The organism is Micromonospora sp. IBHARD003, assembly GCF_056106285.1.
In genome coordinates this window covers 797,553-816,906 of record NZ_JBWBBX010000001.1, presented here as the reverse complement: position 1 = coordinate 816,906, position 19,354 = coordinate 797,553, and the positions used below count along the sequence as shown (strand labels likewise).

14 protein-coding genes are annotated in these 19,354 nt (G+C 65.1%); 1 reads left to right on the top strand and 13 read right to left on the bottom strand.

The genetic code is table 11. The features are described from left to right. Positions 1-117 precede the first annotated feature (117 nt). The 12 genes from ACTWOL_RS03350 to ACTWOL_RS03295 form a co-directional block, all read right to left on the bottom strand. Positions 118-2,190, bottom strand: a complete 2,073-nt coding sequence (locus ACTWOL_RS03350) for a hypothetical protein (RefSeq protein WP_474294134.1) — start codon at positions 2,188-2,190, stop codon at positions 118-120. A 143-nt stretch (positions 2,191-2,333) separates the two neighbouring features. Continuing rightward, positions 2,334-5,402: an AAA family ATPase gene (locus tag ACTWOL_RS03345; RefSeq protein ID WP_474294132.1), complete on the bottom strand. Its 3,069-nt coding sequence runs from the start codon at positions 5,400-5,402 to the stop codon at positions 2,334-2,336. Between the two features lie 37 nt (positions 5,403-5,439). Beyond that, the gene (locus tag ACTWOL_RS03340) at positions 5,440-5,982 is read right to left on the bottom strand and encodes a hypothetical protein (RefSeq protein ID WP_474294130.1); all 543 of its coding nucleotides are present in this window, start codon (positions 5,980-5,982) and stop codon (positions 5,440-5,442) included. A 147-nt stretch (positions 5,983-6,129) separates the two neighbouring features. Next, positions 6,130-8,409 (bottom strand): relaxase MobL, encoded by a 2,280-nt coding sequence (mobL, locus tag ACTWOL_RS03335; protein WP_474294128.1) that lies wholly within the window; start codon positions 8,407-8,409, stop codon positions 6,130-6,132. Between the two features lie 94 nt (positions 8,410-8,503). After that, positions 8,504-9,553 carry a hypothetical protein gene (locus ACTWOL_RS03330; RefSeq protein WP_474294126.1) on the bottom strand — a complete coding sequence of 350 codons (1,050 nt, stop codon included), beginning with the start codon at positions 9,551-9,553 and terminating at the stop codon, positions 8,504-8,506. Continuing rightward, positions 9,553-10,077 carry a hypothetical protein gene (locus ACTWOL_RS03325; protein ID WP_474294124.1) on the bottom strand — a complete coding sequence of 175 codons (525 nt, stop codon included), beginning with the start codon at positions 10,075-10,077 and terminating at the stop codon, positions 9,553-9,555. The genes ACTWOL_RS03330 and ACTWOL_RS03325 overlap by 1 nt, the downstream gene beginning before the upstream one ends. Positions 10,078-10,139: 62 nt before the next feature. Next, entirely contained in the window at positions 10,140-10,553 is a 414-nt protein-coding gene (locus ACTWOL_RS03320) for a hypothetical protein (RefSeq protein ID WP_474294122.1), read from the bottom strand. Positions 10,554-10,800: 247 nt separating this feature from the next. Beyond that, positions 10,801-11,502, bottom strand: a complete 702-nt coding sequence (locus ACTWOL_RS03315; protein WP_474294120.1) for a hypothetical protein — start codon at positions 11,500-11,502, stop codon at positions 10,801-10,803. Beyond that, complete coding sequence (locus ACTWOL_RS03310; protein ID WP_474294118.1) at positions 11,499-12,482, bottom strand: hypothetical protein; 984 nt, start codon at positions 12,480-12,482, stop codon at positions 11,499-11,501. Before ACTWOL_RS03310 ends, ACTWOL_RS03315 begins: the two co-directional genes overlap by 4 nt. Positions 12,483-12,678: 196 nt before the next feature. After that, the gene (locus ACTWOL_RS03305; RefSeq protein ID WP_474294116.1) at positions 12,679-14,889 is read right to left on the bottom strand and encodes a phage tail tip lysozyme; all 2,211 of its coding nucleotides are present in this window, start codon (positions 14,887-14,889) and stop codon (positions 12,679-12,681) included. Between the two features lie 57 nt (positions 14,890-14,946). Next, complete coding sequence (locus ACTWOL_RS03300) at positions 14,947-16,251, bottom strand: hypothetical protein (RefSeq protein ID WP_474294114.1); 1,305 nt, start codon at positions 16,249-16,251, stop codon at positions 14,947-14,949. A gap of 135 nt (positions 16,252-16,386) precedes the next feature. Then, a complete protein-coding gene (locus tag ACTWOL_RS03295; protein WP_474294112.1) occupies positions 16,387-16,779 on the bottom strand; it encodes a hypothetical protein in 393 nt (130 codons plus the stop codon). Between the two features lie 425 nt (positions 16,780-17,204). On the opposite strand from ACTWOL_RS03295, the gene ACTWOL_RS03290 reads away from it, so the two are divergent. Continuing rightward, a complete protein-coding gene (locus tag ACTWOL_RS03290; RefSeq protein ID WP_474294111.1) occupies positions 17,205-17,714 on the top strand; it encodes a helix-turn-helix domain-containing protein in 510 nt (169 codons plus the stop codon). 1,361 nt (positions 17,715-19,075) lie between these two features. On the opposite strand, the gene ACTWOL_RS03285 is transcribed toward ACTWOL_RS03290, so the two are convergent. Further along, positions 19,076-19,204, bottom strand: a complete 129-nt coding sequence (locus tag ACTWOL_RS03285; protein WP_474294108.1) for a hypothetical protein — start codon at positions 19,202-19,204, stop codon at positions 19,076-19,078. Positions 19,205-19,354: the final 150 nt, after the last annotated feature.

The window sequence follows — 19,354 nt, the reverse complement described above, 5'->3', positions numbered from 1 at the left end:
GCCTCGCTCGTTCTGCTGTCCTGCTGTCCAGTGCGCCCGCCTGCGCAGACGACGACGGCGCATGGGGAACGCGCCCCATGCGCCGTCAGATCACCCCGTCGGTCATGACCGGTCCGCTCAACGGGTCAAGACCACCCCGACGATGAAGCCGGCCACGCCCATCAGGAGCGAGAGTGTGACGATCATGACGACGAGGATCTTGTTCGAACGGCTCTGCATCCCGGAGGCCCGCGCCAGCTCGTTGGCGTAGGACTCCTTGTCGGCCTGCATCTCCGCCAGGCGCACCTCGTACCGCCTGGTCACTGAATCCTCGATCGTCGACAGCTGCTGGAGCAGGTCGGTGACCCGCGCCACCTGCGAGTTGGTCTTCTCCTTCTCCAGGTCGAGGTTGTGCTGCCACTCGGCGTCCCGAGCCGTCATCTGCGTGATGGCGTCCTTGCGGTTGCGTTCGAGCTCGTCCTCCATCCGGCGGATCCGGTCGGCGTGCTCAGAGCGCACCGACTCCAGGAGGTCCTGCTGCTCCCGGCGCAGGACGCCGATCTCGTCCGTGGTCCGCAGGTGCTCGGCCAGCGCCTCGGACTGGGCGATGTCGGCCTTGCGGTTGTCGTCGACGATCCGCTGGATCTCGGACTTCCACTGGTTCAGGCGCTCTTCCTCCGCCGCCAGGTACTCTGACTGCCGCTCGGCCAGCACCTCGAAGATCCGCGTCTGCCCGGTCTGCATCTTCAGTGTCGCGTCCGAACGCCGGACCCGCAGGATCTCCTGCTGGTTGTGCGCGTGGGTATCCTCGATGTCTCGCTCGATCTCGGCGGCGGAGTCGGTCTGCTCGCGTTCCATCTTTGAGCGATTGCGCTCCTTGTACTGCAGTTCCGCCGAGAGCGCCGCCTGCTGGGCCACCTTGGAGGCCTGCGACTCGTAGTCCTTGGCGATCTCCGCCCGGCGGGCCCGGATCTTCTCATCCTTCTCCGTCTGCCGCTGCTGGTGCTCGGCCTCGGCGGCGCCCTTCAGCAGCTTGTACCGGGAGCCCGCGCGGTCGGTGGCCACATCGCGGATGACCTGCTCGGTATGCGCCGACATGAGGTTGACATAGAGCGCACGCAGCTCGTCCTCGTGCGCGGAACGAAGCTGCATCAGGTCTGCGTTGGCCTGCCGGTTGAGCTGGGCGACCTGGTCCCCGAGCCACTCCGTCGCGCCCTCGGGCACAGCGATCTGCACGACCGGCGCGCCGATGGCGAAGGTCGCGTTGAACTCATCGAGCCGGACGTCCAGGTCAAGCTCCTCGGAGAGGAACCGGCGGGCGATGACGTCGCGCACCTGGGCCTGATCGGCCAGCAGCACAGTGTCGCCGGGCTCCTGGTAGTCGCTCTCGACGCCGTAGCCAGCGTCGGTCTCGTCGAAGCCCTCGTAGCCGGCCACCTCGTCGCCGTCGTAGTCCGGCTCCGACTCGACCGGGACGGTGCCCGCGTCGTCGTTACCTGCGGCGTCCTCGTCGAACATGGGTGCGTCCGCCCCTTCATCCTCGTCGACGACGTCGCTGAAGAGCGGCTCATCGTCCAGGCCCTCGTCAGCCCCCTCGTCACCGGGGATCCCGTCGAAGATCGCATCGCCCTCGTCCTCCCCGAGAACCGCGGGGACGGGGCCAGTGGTCCCAGCCTCGGCGACCAGGCCGCTGTGCTCTTCCCATGCCTGCTTGCCTACGGCTTCTTCGAGGCTCGTGCTACCTGCAGCGACAAAGCGCGCCTGCGCGAAGGTCGCATCGTTCACCAGATCGACGAGCAGGTCGCCGCTGGGCTTCTGCCACACGACGGCCCAGGTGTAGGTGGCACCGGTGAGCAGCGAGTACTCCTCCATGCGTGCGAGAGTCTCGTCGGTGGGGATGATGCCGAAGACCTCCTCTTCGAGCATCTCCGCCGTGGCCACCGTGCGGATCTGGTCGGAGCTGATGAGTTCGATGATCGAGCCCTTTGCCTCGTCCCGGCCGTGCCGCTTGCTCAATCCTCCGATCGAGTCGGCTGCGAGCACGAGCATCACCCAGGCCGTACCGCTGGGAAAGACGAACTGCGTGTTCGACCGCAGCAGCTCGACCGCCGCCGGGATCGCCGTCTCTCTCACCACGGAGGCCAGAAGCTCGTCGGGCTTCTTCTTCCGCTCCTTCCTGTGGCTTCCCGTTGCTGTACCCAGAATGCCCATTGGTGCGCGATCCCTTCGCTAATAAAACACAGTTCGCCTGGTTTATGAGTATCTTATTGCCCTTCTATCATGGTAGGCAACTATAGGGTACTAGTGGGCTATCGACTCATGAGTCGACTGGCTTCCCCTGTCCTCGGACCGGTTCATCGCGCCGCGCTGACCTCGACGTAGGCGTCGGAACTCAACAGGTTCTTGTCGTCACTGACCAGGTCGCCGACGACGTCGATGCGGATCCGTCGTTCCGAGGGGTGCTCGTTGAGGAAGGCCGCCACCGCGGTGGTGACCTCGTCGGTCAACTTCGCCACGGCCGCACGCGCACCGCCGGCATCAGAGTCGGTGTCGCCCTTGTCCTCGATGAGGTACTGCAGGACCCTCGCATCGACGTCGACCCGCACGTTGTGCTTGACGAACACCTCCTGCACCATCTGGCGCAGCTTCTTCCGCACGATCTTTTGCTGCGTCGGCAGCGACAGCGGCTGGAAAGGCACGATCGCGTCGATACGGGCCAGCAGCTCGGGCGGAAACCGGTTGTCGCCCGTCGTCGAGGAGATAGAGCGACGGATGAGCTTCTCGTAATCCATCAGCTGCTTGCCCGACCCCGTGTCGTCCGCCGCGTACTGCGAGATCTCCTTGTAGATCTCCGAGCCCGCGTTCGTCGTCAGCACGATGTACGTGTTGAGGAAGCTCACCTCGCGGTTGTTGTCGTCGTTGAGCCGGCCGTCGTCGAGCACCTGCAGCAGTACGCGCGTGACCATCGCCGAGGCCTTCTCGACCTCGTCGAAAAGCAGCACAGCGTGGGAGAGGTCCCACACGCGCTTGGTGAGCTCAGAACGGAACGCTGCGAACGACGAGTCCTCGGCGTACTCCGTCATGTCGAACCGGATGAGGTGCCGCTGGTCATCGCCGAACAGCAGTCGCGCCAGCTCCTTCGTGAGCTCCGTATTGTGCGTGACCACGAACTGACCAGCCTGGTAGAGGTGCTCCTCGTCGTTGACGTAGATGCACGACGAGCTCCGCTGCTCCGGCAGCTTCTCGATCGACGCGATGCCGACCATGTCGAACTTCTTCACGCGCTTACGACCCGAGGTCTCGATGACCGCCCGCCGTGCGATCTCGTGCTTGCGGGGGAGGGAGAAGAACCGGGCCTTATCCTCGTTGCCGACCTTCACGTGCACGCCGTACTCAGCCAGTTCGCGCCCGCCCTCCTTCGTGCGTGTCCACGATTTGATCGTGTTCGAGACACCGAGCGAGAACAGCACCTCCCTGAGGTCCTCCGCGAGCCCCTTGGAGAACGTCGAGTACGAGACGTTGAAGCGGTCGTTCGAGCCGCCGATCGATCCGTCGGTGTCGAAAAGGCCCCGCACCAGCGCCCACCGCTGCTGTACCGATCCGTGTTTGTACCTCTCCGGGATACGGCGCTCCGCCGAGCGCGCACCGATCAGATCGGGAACCGAGGCAAGCACGTCCTTCGTCTGGTACAGCGAATCGCGGCGGTCATCCACCGGGCCAAGGCCGACAGGGAAGACCCAGCTGTAGCTGTGCCCGTACGACTTCGGTGCCGATCCCAGCCATTCGCCCACCGTCCACACGGTGTGGTCGGCGTCGTCCCCGTCAGACGAGAGTGTCAGCTGCGTCTCAGTGAGGCACCCGTTGCCGATGAGGACGCCCAATACGTACGGGTCGACGTCGAAGTCCTGCTCCGGCCAGTGCACCGGCCCGTTCGCCGGGATGAAGAACTTCAGATGCTCCCGAGAGTCGCCGGGGTAGGTCCGTACGACGCCACGCTCGACCATTTCCTGCGTGCTCAGCACCATCGGCGCGACGTCCTTGCCCGCGTGCTTCTTCGACCGCTGCTTGGCTGTGTAGACCGTCCACAAGTGCGGTCCTCCAACGTCGAGAGTCCGGCCGTCCCAGAGCGTGACCCGGTAGACGTCCTGCATGCCCTGCGGGAAGTGTCCGAGCACCTCGACCGGGCGGCCTTGGCGACCGAACACCCTGTCGCCCGGGACCAGGTCGCCGTGCAGCTTCCAGGTGGTCTCGCCGTCGCTCGAGTAGACAGGGACCTGCGTCGAGTCGATGCAGAATTTCCCCACACCAGTGGAGCCCGTGAACAGCAGGCTCGCCATCGGCTTTCCCTTGTCGTTGAGGTCCGCCACCGACAACTGCAGACGACGTGCCACCGCGCTGGTCGCCCAGTCCTGGCTGAACACCTTGGCGTCCAGCTGCTGTTTGATCTTCGCGCCGTCGACCCGGAATGCGACGTTCACGTTCAGGGACTCCATGAGCACGTCCGAGAGCAGGTCCCGGTCCATCGGCCGGTGCGTCGTGCGATGCCAGCCGACCATGGAGTCGAGCACGAGGATCGACTTACGCGGTTGGGCGCTGGCCGGCATGTAGCGCTGGGTGTACTCGTAGATCTGCCGGAAGACGTGGTCGTCGTAGAACTCGTCGGCCACCCCGTACCGTTCGGCCATGCCCTGCAGGATCTTGATGGTCGTCGCCTGGTCCGGCGGGTTGAGGTTAATGCGCTGCAGGCGCTCGACGAGCGGCTGGTTCGGCGAGATGTGCTTGTGGAACTCCTCGTAGGTCGTCGCCGCGATGATCCTGATGCCTCGCGTTCCCGAGGCCGCGAGGACCGGCTTGATCGCCTCGACGGCGGCGTCGGAGAGCTGGACGATCTGGTGGAACTCGTCGATGAAAAGCACCAGTTCGTGCTTCTCGTCCTTGACGAAGTCCTCGGCCTCGTCGAAGAAGCCCTTGAGTATCGCGGCCATGATCTCGGCGTTGCCCGCCTCGGAGATCATGCGCGCCGGGTCCACTTCGAGATAGAGGCGATCCGGATCCACGAGCATCGTGGCCTGGACCAATGAGGTCTTACCCGTTCCGGCTTCGGCCAGCAGCAGCGCATTGCACAGCTCGGGACGGCTCATCGAGGCCAGCAGCTGCATCGTCTCGCGCTCACGGCCGACGATGTCGCGCTCAGCCTTCTTCAGCGGCTCCGAGAGCTTGGACAGGAGTGGGTAGCGCTCATCGAGCTGTGCTTCGTGAAACATCCCGCGCAAGACCTCTCGACTGGACTGAAGATTCAACTGGAAAATCAGTCGAAACCATATCATGAGTTGCATTCGATAGGGTATTGAATGGGGAATGCAAAAGGCCCCGGAGTCCACTCCGGAGCCTTTTGTTCCATGCGCTGGTCGCGGGTCGCTCACCCGCGCCTTTTGAATAAGGGTTGACTCGGCCTCGGTCTCAGCCGACCGCCGGCTCGTCGACCTCGACCTCGGCTGCCTGCTCCTGCTTGGCCTCAGGAGCCGGGGCCTGCGACTCCTTGGCTGCCGCCCGTGCCTCGCGGGCGGCGCGCATGGACGCGAACTGGTTGTCCAGCGTCTTGCTGTCGACCTTGAACTCGGAGGCCTCGACGGACTTGGTGTTGACCACCAGGCCGGTGCCGCGCGTCGCGGGCATCACGTTGCCCTTGAAGCCGTAGATGGTGCCGACCTCGTTGCCGTCCTTGTTCAGGATCGGCTCGGTGTTCGGACCCGCGGCCTTGACGATCTCCTCCATCTGACCGGTGGAGTACGGAGCGCCGTTGTTGTAGCGGACCTTGCCGTCCTCACCCTGAACCCGATCGGACTTCAGATGCAGGTTCGTCTGCTCCGGACCGCGCGGATCTCGAGCGTCGAGTTGGACGTCGGCGTACTGGGACTTGCCGTCCTTGGTGACGCCGTTCTTGTAGACCTTCGCGATGAGGTTGACTCCGGTCATCGCGCCCTTGCCCTTGAGGTGCGTCATGATCTCTTCCTTCCGCTTGTTCCGACTGCCATCTGACAAGTCGGCGGCGATCAGTCACATAGTCCGGGCAGGGCATCGAGTCCTTGCCGAACACCCTTCACACTAATACTGTTATAGAGCATTGGACAAGGCGCGCTACTAGTCTTTCTACTCGCGCTCCAAATCGGTCGAGTTGGAAGCTGACTGCGAGTCGAATACCATCCCGGCATCCGCTGTGGTCACAGCCTGATCGACCTGGGCCTGGACCCGCACGACGAGGCCGGCGTCCAGCGACGAAGCCTTGGACCGCCGCAGCCGCTCGGCTTGCTCGCGCTCAGCGCGCAGCTCCGCCATCCGGGAACGCAACACGAGTGCGCCGGATTCCTCGTCCGTATGCTGAAGCGTCAGCTCCCGGAAGACCCGTGTCATCGCCGCGACATCGTCCACCGGCAGATCTGGAATTGCCTCGGCCTGGCCGGACTGGTCCAGGTAGTCCATCGCCGCCAGCAGCAGCCGCCGGCGATCCCTGGTCGCCTCGACGAAGGTCTGGCGTGCCTGCGGCCCGATCTCGACGTCGGTGACGAAGTCGTATCCCAGGTGGTGCAGATCCAGGGCCTTGACCTCATCGAAGTCATACGCCCTACCGGCGACGATCTCAAAGTCCGTGCTGACCGCGTCGGTCTCCGTACTCGCCGGATCCTCGGCGCTCGACCCCACGCGCAGCACCAGGCCGGAGGAAGCGAGATCGGCCCGCAGGCCGTCCAGCTTCTGGTCATAGGACTGCTTCATCGTCCGGATGCGCGCGTCCAGCACCGCCCGGCCGCGCTTGCCCTCGGTCAGAAGCCGACCGCCGGGCTGATCGTAGATCGTCCGGCCCAGGTTCTCGGCCTCCTCGGGGTCCTTCATCCGCTGCAGGGAAGCATCCGCGCGCAGCGTCATGAGCGAGAGCAGCCGCTGGCCGTAGGTCGCCACGTCCTGCTGCTGCTCGTACCACTGGCCGGCGTCCCCGAGGAAGGGCAGGAAGTGCCGGTACTTGCTCATCAGCCGCCGGTGGTAGTTCTCCTCGAAGCGGTAGAAGTCGTAGAGCGGGCGCGAGTCCTCGGCGGCGACGTCGGCCTTCTCGGCCTGTTCCCACTGGTGCGCGAGGTCGCGGTAGACCCCGGCCTTCTCCCGGTGATGCTGCAGGCGTGAGGCGTAGCTGCGCAGCCGGAAACCGAAGGAGACCAAGTCGGCCTCAGCATTCTCGTCTTCGCCCTGCCCGTCCGCGGCGAGCACCGCCATCTGCTGGTAGTCCATCCCCATGACTTCGAGCATCGGCGTACGCACCCACAGCTCCGACTCCGGCATGGCCCGCAGCATCTGGTAGATGCCGTTGACGGCGCGCTCCATGATCTGCGTACGTCCCTGCTCGACCAGCTTCTGCCATTCCTCCGTGCTCAGAGACTCCTTCGCGCGGCGCTCGTTGGCGTAGTCGACGATGCGTTCCATGGCCTCCGGCATCGGGGACCCGGCGCGGATGAGTTGCTCCTCCACGAGCTGGGTCACCAGTTGGTTCGCCTTGCGCATGCGGGCGTCATTCGAGCCGGCGCGCCACAACGTTCGGTCTGCCGGCAGGCAGGCGAGCAGGAACTGCGGCAGGGACTCGGCGCGGATCCGCTCGTGTGCCCACCGCTTGATGAAGGTGATGACGTTGCGCCGCTCGTAGCCGACGGCACTGGAGAGATGAGCCACCGCCTGCTTCTCACCGAGCCAGGCGTCAACACCGCGGCGGAGCCTGGACTTGTGCCGGTCCAGGAGCTTGCCGCGCTGCGTACCGTTCTTCGTCACCTGGCCCCGGCCGCTGTCGACCATGGCCAGGTGGCAGTGCACGTGCTCGGTGTCGACCTGGATCACGCCCACGTAGCGCAGGTCGTCGAAGCCGCTGGTGCCCGAGCTCATCCGCTCCAGACCGTGCATGATCGCCATGCGCAGCTTCATCTGGTCGATATGACCGCGGTAGTCGCCGCGGGCTTCGCAGTGGAAGTCCTCGCCGACGATCTTGTGCTTCCGCAGGTACTCCTCGTCGAAGGAGAGCACCGTCTTGAGCACGGTCTTGCCGTTCTCGAAGTGCTGCTGGATGTCGTTGCCGGCCGCGCGCAGCTGCTCGTCGGAGAGCGATACCGAGCCGTAGCCGAAGGCCACGCCGCCGTCGCCCTGGGCCTGGCGCATCTCATGCTTCGCCGCGCCCCGCGAGATGCCGGCGCGCTCGACGGCCGACTCCCGCGCCATGTAGCGCATGATGAAGTCGTCGGTGCGCAGGCGCTGGATGGGAGCCAGCGACTCGGTCGCCTGTTCGCGGGCCATGTACCGGGTGACGTAGTCGCCCGGCGTCGCACCGCGCGATCCCTTGCCGCCGGGCAGCGGCACGCTGAATTCGTTGATCACGATGATGTACTGCTTCAGACCCATCGTCGCTCTCCTTCCTGTCTCGGTACCGATGCACTACGGCCCCGGCTGCTGTTTGCCAGCAACCGGGGCCGCGCTCGTCAAGCCTGATCCGTCCTCAGGACCCCAAGCCCTGCTCGCCGTCCTCGCCGAAATCCAGATCGGCCGCACGCTGGGACACCTGGCGCTTACGCTCGTCCAGACTCGGAGCGGGCTTGACCTCACGTCGCTGGGTCTCCTGCTCCTGCTCCTCCAGCTCCAGGTCGAGATCCATGTTCAAGTCGCGCTGCACCTCACGGGCCGGGACCGGGGGCGCGAACGGCTCCTCCTGCTCCTCAGCCGTCTGCAACGCTGCCGCCACGCGCTCCCGGTAGAGGTTCTCCGTGGTGCCCTCGGTGCTCGCGCGCTCGGTCTGGTACTCCTCCCGTTCGGCGGAGATCTCCGCTTCGATCTGCTGCAGGCGAGCGCTCATGCCGTCAGCGACCGGCGCTGCCTTAGGCACGGGCGCTACGACGACCTGCTTGACCTCGGTGTCCAGGCCCAGCTCGTCCTCGGTGAACAGGGAATTGATCGCGTCCGAGCGCGCCTTCAGCCCACGTGCATCGACTACGGCCTCGGCTCGCGGGACGCCGTCCTTGGAGTGGTCGGCGAAGTAGCTGGCGAGGTCGTAGCCGCTGGACTCGAGATCGATCTCCAGGCCCCCGATGTCGTGGATCTGGGTGAAGACCACGGGCGCATCGCCTTCGGTCTGCGCCCCCGACGGAGCGAGGACAAGCATGTCCGCCGTGGCCGGTAGCTCCCACACGATCCCGGTGACCTGCTCGGGCACGGCGAAGCCGTTCGTGAAGTAGCCCTTGCTGGCGAGCACGACCAGCTGCTGGTCGTCGAACTCGTAGAAGGTGTCTACCTTCTCGCCTTGGCCGGGGGAGTAGGTCACCTGGGAGATGCCGAACGGCAGGGCCTTGGCCGGGGTGACCGAGCGCAGCTCGCCCGTCATGTGCAGATACGGGCGGTAGTTCTCCTCCTTGCCCCGGTGCTTGAGGTCGAGCGATTCGACCATGACTCCGAGCTCGGCGGTCACCCCCTCCAGCCGGTAAGTCTCAACTCCTCGTTCACGCAGGACACGGTGGGCCCATACGTCGTTCATCGTCAGTCCTGCGGTGCGCATCACTTGCTCCTCTTGCGGTTGGTCTTGCTCTGGTTGGTGGTCCTGGTCGTGGACTTCGGTGTGACGTCGGCCCCGGTCGCCTCGCCCCGGGCGTCCCGGATCTTCGCGATCATCCGCGTTGCCCAGCGCCACATGCCGCGCATCACGACGATCTCGCCCGCGGCGAGCAGTGCGACCAGGAAGAGGAGCGGCATCAGCCACATGGCGATGGTTCCGTCCGCACTGAGCGCACCCCGGGATGCGCCCGACTGCTGGTGTAGCCATGCGCCCAACAGCGGGATGACGACCACGGCCGTGATGAACGCCAGCAGGTAGTCGGTGAGAAGGACGATGGCCCGGAAGAACCCCGCCCCTATAACGACGGAGAACCTGCCGGTCTCCTGCTTCGGGGCCAGACGCCGCCATCCGGTGCGCAGCTTCGAGTCCTTCTGTTCCTTCACGGGCATCACCGTGGTCTTCTTCGCCGTCGCGGCCGTGCTCGTCGGGGCGGTCGTCTCGGCCTTCTCCAGGGTCTGGGTCGACATGTACGTGTCCTTACGTCTCGTCGGGGTCTTCTGGGTGCGGGCTGAAGCGGTGGGCGCTTCGCTCACCCGGTCGGCTTGGGGGAGGGCTGTTCCCCGCTGGCGGCAGCGAGGGCGTCGCGGGTCTTGCTGGAGGCCCGATAGGCGACTAGCGGCGTCACCGTGCCGTCCTGTGAGGTGGCGTAGGTGAAGACCATGAGCTCGCTCTTGGCAGCGCTGTTCTGATCCGGTCCAACGCGGACCGGATCGAGCCGGGCCGCCCCCGTGTAGGAGTAGTTCAGGCCCTGCACCCGACTCACATCAATGTCCAGATCAGCGAGCGTGTACGTCGTCCCAGCGCCCTTCGTGGCTCCGGTCGCCGTCATCCACTCCGGCACGAACTCGGTGAGCACCCGGGACTTGTGGTCGAGATCTCCGGCGCAGTCGTATCGCTCACCGCGCTCTGACCGCTGGAGAACCCCGCAGAGAGTACGAAGCACAGCAGTCCGCCCACACCCATGCTCATGCCGGCCACGAGGGTGCGCTTGCGCAGGCCGTCCGCAGGCTCCGTCTGCTCAGGAGTGTCCACGTTCTCCTGCGAGGACGTGGACGTCGCGACAAAGCGCGTCTTGCGCACTGCGCCACCCGACTCATCGGTCTGTATCGATGCCATTAGTCCTCAACTCGCCGTTTCACTTGAATACCAGGGCAACTCTATCAATAAGGCGAGTCAAGAGGAGCTGCGAGTCATCCGGAATGGCGAGTCTCGCCACTCGCCGGGACTCCGGAGAGATGCGAGACCTTGCCCTGGGCGTCGGTAGTGACGAAGAGCAGCGCGCGCCGGCGGGCCGCGACACTGGCTTTGCTCGCCTTGTTCTGGGACACCGCGTCGGAGGTGACCTCGGCGTCGGCCAGGACGGCGTAGGTGTAGAGGCCCGCCTTGACGTCGACGACCTCGATGTCCGGATCCGCGCCGAGGGCCGAGTTCAGGCCGACCGTGTCGATGTAGTAGTAACGCCGCCCCTGGGAGTCCTCGTTGACCCTCGATGGAGGCATGAACGACTTCAGGAACATCTCGTTCTCGGTGAGGCCGAACCGGCTCTTCAGGCTCTGGCGCGCCGCCTCGTAGCTCTGTCCCGAGTCCCACGTGAAGGCCATCGAGAGCAGCGACTTGATGCGCTCACCGTCGGTGTTCAGTCGGTTCTGGCTGACGCCCAGGGCCGCCATAACGTCCGCGTTCACCTGCTCGGCGTTCTTCTTCTGGATGCCTGCCAGATGATCCTCGACGTCGTTGATCTGGGCTCGCTGCTCAGCCAGGGCCGAGTGCTGGCTGCTCCAGGTCGCGCCGCCAACCGTCGCGACGACCGTGAGGACCGCTGCCGTCACCAGGACCGAGAGGTTGCGCCGGAAGAATCCCCGCTGTGTGGGTGCCGCCGTCTGCTCCGTCATCGCTTCCCGCCCTTCTTCTGTGTGCCCGTGCCGCCGAGTTCGGGGACGCCGGACCCGGACGGCATCTTGATCGCGGGGTTCTCGTACTGAGCACCGGTGGCGGTCACCACGAGCGCCAAGTGGTCGAAAGCCCCCGTCGTGGCGTTGCGCACGTAGCGCGCGCTCGCCCAGGCGAGCACCTCACCGCTTTTCGTGTCCCGGCACAGCCAGACGACCTTTGCCTGGTTCGTCGTGCCCGAGCTGTCCTTCACGCTCAGATCGGGCATCACCGTCTCGACTTTCCATGTGTACGTGCTCGGGGCAGCTGCGTTCTGGCCGTCGTAGCGGATGTACCAGGCGTGGCGCGGATCGATCTCGGTGGTCGCATCGAACGGTGTCAGCGACGAGGTGCTGTACGCCTCCTTGTCACTGACCAGGAAGGAGTCCTTACTGAACAGCGTTGCCATGTCCCGGCGGTGCTTGATGATCTCCAGCGTGGAGGGGTTCGGGGCCCCGTTGTTCGGGCTGGGCTGGACGCTGGCCTGGTGGTACAACGTGGCGAAGGCTTGCTCGCCGGTCGCGACCTTCTTTGCGTCGGCGGCTGCCGCCCCGGTGAGCTTGGACAACCGCGCGCCGGTGTCCGCCTTCACGGGAGTGGAGTGGGCAGCATCGAACTGTTCCTTGAGCTGGACGATCTGGGCCTCGTTGTCCGCCGTGTTCGCCTTGAAGCTCTCGCCGGCCACGCCCGTGGCGATGACCAGGGTGAGGATCCCGACCCCCATCGCCGCGGTCACGCTTCGTCGGATCAGGCGCGCGTTGTCCTCCGGGCTTCGTATCTGGACCCGTTCGCGCTGGCGCATCGTCCAGCTCACGAAGCGCTCTTCGAGCTCAGCTCCGGTGACCTTCTTGCGCGTCTTCGGTACCGCGGGCGTCTCCTGGGGTATCGACCCGGTCTCCCGCTCGGGGCTCGTGCTCCCGGACTCGTGATGGGTTGTCGTCACGGAACACACTCCTCACTCCACGTTGCTCTCATAAACGACTCAAGTCTATCTCGAAAAGTATTTATGGCTGACTCTGAATCCATTCGATAAGGGCTCTGAAATGCGAAGACGGCACGTAGGGCCGGCACCGGACATGAAGAAGCCGGTGCCCAGATCACCCGGCACCGGCTTCTCACTCCCGATCAGATGCAGCGCATCAGGCCGTCTTGATCTTGTCGGAGGGGAGCATCGAATCCGACATGTCCACGAACTTCCAACCCTCGGCCGCCATCCGCGCCGCGCTGTCGACACGGACGCGGCCCATGTAAGCGCAGTAGCCGGCCTCGCCGACGATGACTTTGTCGCCTTGGACGCCGAGCACTACGAGCGTGTGGCCGGCGGGGGTGGAGCCAGGGCTGGAGCCCACCGAATATGCCGCAGGAGACGGGGACATCGGCTTTCCAGTCTCCCTCGCGATCGTGTACGCCGTCTCCTTGCCGTCACCGGCCGGGTAGGTCTGGAACGTCGTGTACTTGTTCACGAAGTAGGTCGAGAACGACACGCAGTTCTCCGCATGGTTGCTCCCGCATGAGCCAGGACCACCCTGGCCGCCGTAGCGGTCGTCGAGGAACTTGTCACCCTCCTTGTTGAAGAGGTCGACGAGGGCCTGAGCCTCTTCCTGGGTCATCCCGCCGTCCTTCAATGAGACAGAAGTACCGCCCTTGGTGCTGCAGTTGCCCAGGATCGTGTTGATGCCGTTGACGATGTTCTCGATGATCCCGCCGACGATGTTCTTGACGCCGCCCACGATCGAGCTGTCGACCGACCAGCCACTCATCTTGCCGAACCACATCTCGGCGTTGTCACCTCGTGCGGTGAGTCCCGCCGCGCCGTCAGCCGAACGCTCCCAGTTCTCGTGGAAGTGCAGCGCCGCCGTACGCGGCGAGCCTTGCGACTTCTTGAGCATGTCCTTGAAGACCGTGACATCGCCCGGATTGTCCCCATCGACCATGAAGGCCAACTGGGCCTTGATCGTGAACCAGTCGACACCCTTGCTCTTCGCGTACTGGTGCAGCAACGTGTTGCGGCCGAACGTCCACTGCCCGAGACCGATGCCGTTGTCCGTGTTCTGTGCGGCGCTGGCCTTCCCGGCGGTCATGGCATACGTCCCCGTGGGGAAGTTCTGCACGCTCGTCGGGTCGATCCCGGACTCCTGCGACCAGTTGCCGAGGATGCCCGCGATGTTCTCCTTCGGCATCCCCCAGCTGCTGAGCACCGAGTAGATCTCCTTGGCGTTCTTCTCCACGCCCACCGGGACGGTGGCCCCGGAACCGTTGCCGCTACTACCCGCGTTGATGACGCACGCCGTCCCGTTCGCGTTGATGCTGCCTTCGGTCAGCGCCGTCGAGTTGAGGACGCTGGTTAAGACCGTGCCTAGCAGGGCCACGGTGGCGGTCATCGCGACCGCACCCGACATGGCTGCCGCTACCGGGGTCATCGTCGCTGTGATAGTGACGCCCAGGACCGCGCCGGCCCCCTTGGCTATAAAGCTGCCGATCGCTATGAACGGCGCAGCGATCGCGTGACCAACCGCCTTGGCGATGTTGACGATGAGCGTCCACAGCAGCTTCCCGGCGTTGACGGCCATCGCCATGGCCGCAAAGAACATGGACTTCAGCCAGTTCAGAAAGGCCATGGCCATGACCACGCCCATGGCCGGCGGAGCAGCAGTGGCGCCACCGCCGACGGCGACGCCCTTGGCCGCCTTCGAGCCCAGGCCCTCGTCGTCCTTCGACGCACCGCGCTCGTAGCCCGTGCCGCCGGCACCCAGCTCACGCTGGTCGGCCAGCTTGGCGTCCGGGCTGCCACCGGTGACCGTGGACACGCCCTTGACCGCGTCCTGGGCTCCCTCAACGCCGACATTCTTCGCTGCGCCAACGGCGGCTCCCGGAAGCCCGCCAGCCCGTGCTCCGGCTACGGCACCGGAGACGGCAGCGCCCGCGTAACGCCCGGCGTTACGGCGGGTCGCGCTGCTGCCGTCTCCCTCGATCGCCTTCTGGGCCGCGCCTCCGGCCATGGTCCCGGCGACGCCGTTCATGCCCTGCTTGATCTTCGACCCGGCATTCGCGGCACCGGCCGCCTTGCCCGCGGTCTCTGCGGTGTTTGCCTCGTCCGGCATCTTCGACGCGGCCTCCGGCATCTTCGGCGCAGTGTTCGCCGCGCCAGAAGGGCCAGAAGAGCCAGCTCCCGGCCCCGAGAGCTGCTTGGGCACGCTGGCCTTGCCCTCGGGGGGCTTCTCGGCGCCCTCCTCAGGGCCGAGGCTCTTGGTCCCGCGACCCTGCCGGGGCATCCCCTGACTCACCGACGTGCTCGGCTGGTCCTTCCTCGTCCCCTTCTTGGGACTCCGATTCGGCTTGTCGGTGGCCATGTGTCTTCCTTTCCGGATCAATTCCAGGTAGCGGGATGCGTCCCCTTCTCGCCTCGCTCAATGGAGAGTGGTGAGGAAGTCCTTGTCGTCGCGAAGGGTGCTGTTGGATTGCACGTCCCGCAGGGTCGTGTCCAGTCGGATCAGGTCGAGTGACAGATCCGACTCGTACTGCGACTTGTTTCGGGAGTAGTGCTGATACGCCTGTGAAAGGTTGTTCATGATGTTCATGAGAGGGCGCATCGTCACGTCAGAGGACTGGTAGTCCTTGGCGAGGCTGGTGCCGTCCGAGAGGATCCACTGCATGTCCGAGATCTGCTGGCTCGTCGGATCCGAACCCTCGTCACGCTTCTTGGTGAAGAACTGGGTGTAGCTCTGTCCGGCTGGCACCAGGGCGTCGAGGTAGCCGTCGTAGACGTTGCCTGCACGCCAGTTGAGGTCGAAGCCCCCCGGAACAACGTGCTTGGTTTGCAGCGCCAGCGTCGAGATTCCGTCCTTGGCCCCGGCCGCGGAGACGCCCGTGATCTTGTCGGTGGCGATCGAGACCGGAACGGTCGGCGGACGCAGGAACAGGCCGTCTATCTTCGTCGTCTGCATGTCGGACGTGTAGGACTGAATCTGCGTCAGGTTCGTGCGCATCTCGACGAGCTTCTGGTCCAGGGCGTCCCTGGCCTCGGCCTCCTTCGCCTTGAGCGCGACCTCGTAGTAGGCCTGCGCCGGGTCGAAGGTCAGGGCGTCGAGCGCCGCGATCTTCTGGACCCCGGATGCGCCGGGGTTGAAGAAGATCCGCCACTGGTCGTACTTGGAGAAGGTTTCGTCGTCGGCCAGCTTGCCGCTGCTCTGCGCCTGCTTCGCTCCGGGCGTGGTGAGTTCAGCGTTCGCACGGACCGTCAGGTTCAACACCTGGCGGTCGAAGGGTCGGTCGGCGTTCAGAAGGACCCCGACGTAACCGGTCGAGCCGAAGGCATAGAAGGAGCCCTTGATCCCGCTGGTGCTGACCGGCTCACTGTTCAGCGAGGTGTCCGACCCGAGCAGGAACGCCCTGTAGTCCGCGGCGTTGTACGAGACCTGAGCGGTCGGACTGAAGTGCATGATCACGAGCGCCTTGTTGCCGCTCTCGTTGGTATAGACCCCGTCGACGGTGCCGTCGAGATTCGTCTTCGACGTCTTGAAGTCGCTGGTGTACAGCGCCGTCTGCGACAGCGAGACACGCTCCGCCTGGTACGCCGAGGCCCCCGATGCGCTGGTCACGATCGCGCCTGTGACCGCGAAGATGCCGAAGAACACCCCAAAACGCTCGATCGCGTGGTGCGAGTCGAGCTTGAACTTCCTGCTGAAGGCCAGCGCTTTGTCCTTGATCCCCATGTTCTGCTCTCTTTCGTGCCTGCACCGTGCTGCGGGCCCGGATATGGCGAACCGGGCCGGAGGAGGTTGCACCTCAACCGACCCGGTCGCTCGATGCCTCTGTCCCCGGTCGTGTGCGCGGTCTGTGACGGCCTCTTACTTGGAAGGGCCGCTCAGGAACCCGCTGAGCTGATCGACGGTCTGGACGATCACCGTGCCGCCACCGAGGTCCGTGATGGTCTGCTGGCCGCCGGAACCGACCGTCGAGATCAGCGACCACCCGCCGGTGCCCAGGGCTCCGCCGACGAGAATGAGGAGCGCAATCGTGCCCCAGCCCTGCTGATGCCCCGCGGACTGCGGGTTGGCCATCAACTTCTTGATCAGGAGCACGCCGCCCCAGACCAGGCCGACAGCACCGAGCAGCATGAGCAGAAGACCGCCCCAGAGCTGGATCTGGGACTTGGCGTTCTGCAGGAAGCTGGTCAGGTCCCAGGCAGCGCTCGGCAGGGAGGACTGTGTGAGGACGGCTGCCTCGTAGATCTTCGTCATGGTTCTTTCCTCTCGCCTTTCGAATCATTCGATGGCATGACAGTGAGTCACAAGGCAACAAGCGCAGCTCGCCCACCAGGAAGGGCAGTGATAGCAGATGAAGTGACCGATGGCATGCTGTCGGCTCCCCCCGGTGGCTCGTATACGTGCGCATCTGCAGTGACCAATCTACCCCATTCAAATGGAGAGTCGTAGAGGTACGTGAAAGGATCTATTGATAAGAATCGAAAGGGACTCGGGAACGAGGCGAATCGGCATCGCGATGCGCGACCGCAGGACCGTGGCGGACGCCTGTGGAATCCGCAGTGCGAGATGTGTAATGTGCCGCTCCAGCACCGCTGCGACGCCGGCCTGCTCGATTTCGAGGCGGGCCACCCTCGCGCACCCCGTCGATCGCGATCTCGACCAGGAAGCACCAAACCGCCATGAACCCACTGCCCGGGGACCTTTTCGCCCGCCGACTTCGTCAAGAACGCGAACGCCTCGGCATCAGCCAGGCAGAGCTAGCGCGCCGTATGGCCGCACTGCTCGGCACGAACGTTGACTCCACCGCCATCACACGCATCGAGCAGCAGACCCGCGCGGTCAGGCTCGACGAGGCGGTCACCGCTGCCGAGGCTCTCGGGGTCCCTCTGATCACACTGGTCAGCGATAACTACGCCCAGGAGAACGAGGCTGAGATCCAGAGGCAGCTCGCCGAGCTCGCCCTCGCCGAGCAGGAATGGGAGAGGCTGCGCCAGAAGATCCACCGGATCACCCAGACCATCCAGCAACTCTCCGCCGAGCGGGAGGCCTTCCGCTCTCACGCGCTGGACGTCAACCCTGAAACCGCCGGCGACTACGAGCTCGACCCTGAGACCCGGGCTGCTCTCGACGCCCGGATGCGTGATGTCCGCAACAAGCCGGCCGGAGAGGTCACAGACCCCGGCGCATGACACTGTTGCGGGCGGCCTGGTTGGACTCCCGGTCGTAGACGTTCACCGTCTCGGGCTTCCGTCATTGGCCGGCCCGCATGATCCCCTCGGTGCTCGTGCCGTTCCGCCTTGCCTGAGTGACGTGACCAGCTCGCAGACTGTGGAAGCCGTATGCCTACGGATCCATCCGGCCTCTTCCATGAGCCTGTGCAGCACCGCGTGCAGTGCGTCGCCACTCACACCGGCCTTGTGGATCTGCGCGTCCCTTGAGTGCGGTGCTTCGCTCGTAGCCAGGAGCGGACGACGAGGTCCGCGCTGCTGATCAGCACCGTGTGGCTGGCGCTGCCGTAGACAGGCGCGTGAATTGGTACCCGTACAGCTGCCGCATGATCGTCCGCCGATGTGCACGAGCATCTTTTGTCGTAGACGCCGCCACCATTGCCTCCCCATCGGTGAACCGTGCGCGGAGCGCAGGTTGATGGCGTCGGCTCGAATGGCGTGACAGCGGCGTCGAGCAGCTCATTTGTCCTGGTTGACCTTCGGCTGACTGCGGGCCCGTAGATCCGTCGATCGGATGTAGCTCCCGGCTGTGCAGCCACAGGGTCGCAGTGTCCCGCATCGCCGATGCACTCGAGCGGTGCAGATAGGCTCGTAGGTATGGGAATTGACTGGGAGAACATGCTCGGTACAAGCGGGAACGGCCTCAACGATGCATACGACGAGGCGGTCTCCTCGGTCATTTACAGCGAGACCCCGAGGGACGACCATCGGCCACTCCCAGTCGGCGAAGAGCGCGACGACACAGATGGCCTGCGTTGACCTGAGGACAAGCGCAGACTGCCCCATGGGCCGGGGGGTTTGCCGGGCTTGGTCGGCGCTTTGATAGGCATTGGAGCTTGAGGCCTTGGCCCCGGAGTGAATCGGTGGTCAACCGTGACATCAGCAACTCCGCCTCGCTGTGCTCGGATGAGCGCGCCATGGGTAGCGATCGGAGACTCGCTATTCGTGACCGTGGTAGCCGAAGGGTGGTGCCCTCGCCACCAGTTCTTCCTTGGCTGTCTGTGCTGACGGCTGGGCAACGCCGTGCGCACGTTTCCGGACGATGCCTGAAGTGAGGCTGCGCGCGCTGACCGACGAGTCAACGTCGACCGGAGAAGCCTGGGTCTGCAGCTGGGCGGCACACACCCGAGCCCTGGTTCGTACCCCTGGGTCCTGCGACTACGAGGACTGGTGCCACTCGCGGGGTCGGGCCAGCGCACCAAGGTGATCAACTCGGCGTCAACATCACCAGTTCAACTTCAGTGGGATTCGCCCAGTCGGTGGGGTGCTCGTGCGTTACGCCGCCTTGACCATGTCGGCCCGGGTGGCTTTATCCCACTCGATCAGGGGAGCCGCTGGTACTCCGCCGTGCGCCGGGGTGTGTCGGCCTCCTCCATGAGCCAGCGGATCGCCGTGTTGATCCGCGCAGCAGAAGGGCGCAGCCGACCGTGAGGCCAGGAGGGTGAGGGCATGGATGAATCGTACGGGCCCGCACCCTCCTGGCCGCGGAGGTCCGCCCCCGATGGCGTACCTCGACCGGCTCCTCGGCAGGGTGGTTCCGGTGAGGGCGCGGACGTGTAGACGTGGCCCGCCAATGCTGGATGCCGTCGATCAGCTCGCGC

Coding starts and splice junctions, on each gene's coding strand:
- ACTWOL_RS03305 (WP_474294116.1), bottom strand. CDS start 14,889: ATGGCCACCGACAAGCCGAATCGGAGTCCCAAGAAGGGGACGAGGAAG.
- ACTWOL_RS03285 (WP_474294108.1), bottom strand. CDS start 19,204: ATGCCCTCACCCTCCTGGCCTCACGGTCGGCTGCGCCCTTCTGCTGCG.
- ACTWOL_RS03325 (WP_474294124.1), bottom strand. CDS start 10,077: ATGTCGACCCAGACCCTGGAGAAGGCCGAGACGACCGCCCCGACGAGC.
- ACTWOL_RS03350 (WP_474294134.1), bottom strand. CDS start 2,190: ATGGGCATTCTGGGTACAGCAACGGGAAGCCACAGGAAGGAGCGGAAG.
- ACTWOL_RS03290 (WP_474294111.1), top strand. CDS start 17,205: ATGAACCCACTGCCCGGGGACCTTTTCGCCCGCCGACTTCGTCAAGAA.
- ACTWOL_RS03300 (WP_474294114.1), bottom strand. CDS start 16,251: ATGGGGATCAAGGACAAAGCGCTGGCCTTCAGCAGGAAGTTCAAGCTC.
- ACTWOL_RS03295 (WP_474294112.1), bottom strand. CDS start 16,779: ATGACGAAGATCTACGAGGCAGCCGTCCTCACACAGTCCTCCCTGCCG.
- ACTWOL_RS03340 (WP_474294130.1), bottom strand. CDS start 5,982: ATGACGCACCTCAAGGGCAAGGGCGCGATGACCGGAGTCAACCTCATC.
- ACTWOL_RS03315 (WP_474294120.1), bottom strand. CDS start 11,502: ATGACGGAGCAGACGGCGGCACCCACACAGCGGGGATTCTTCCGGCGC.
- ACTWOL_RS03330 (WP_474294126.1), bottom strand. CDS start 9,553: ATGCGCACCGCAGGACTGACGATGAACGACGTATGGGCCCACCGTGTC.
- mobL (WP_474294128.1), bottom strand. CDS start 8,409: ATGGGTCTGAAGCAGTACATCATCGTGATCAACGAATTCAGCGTGCCG.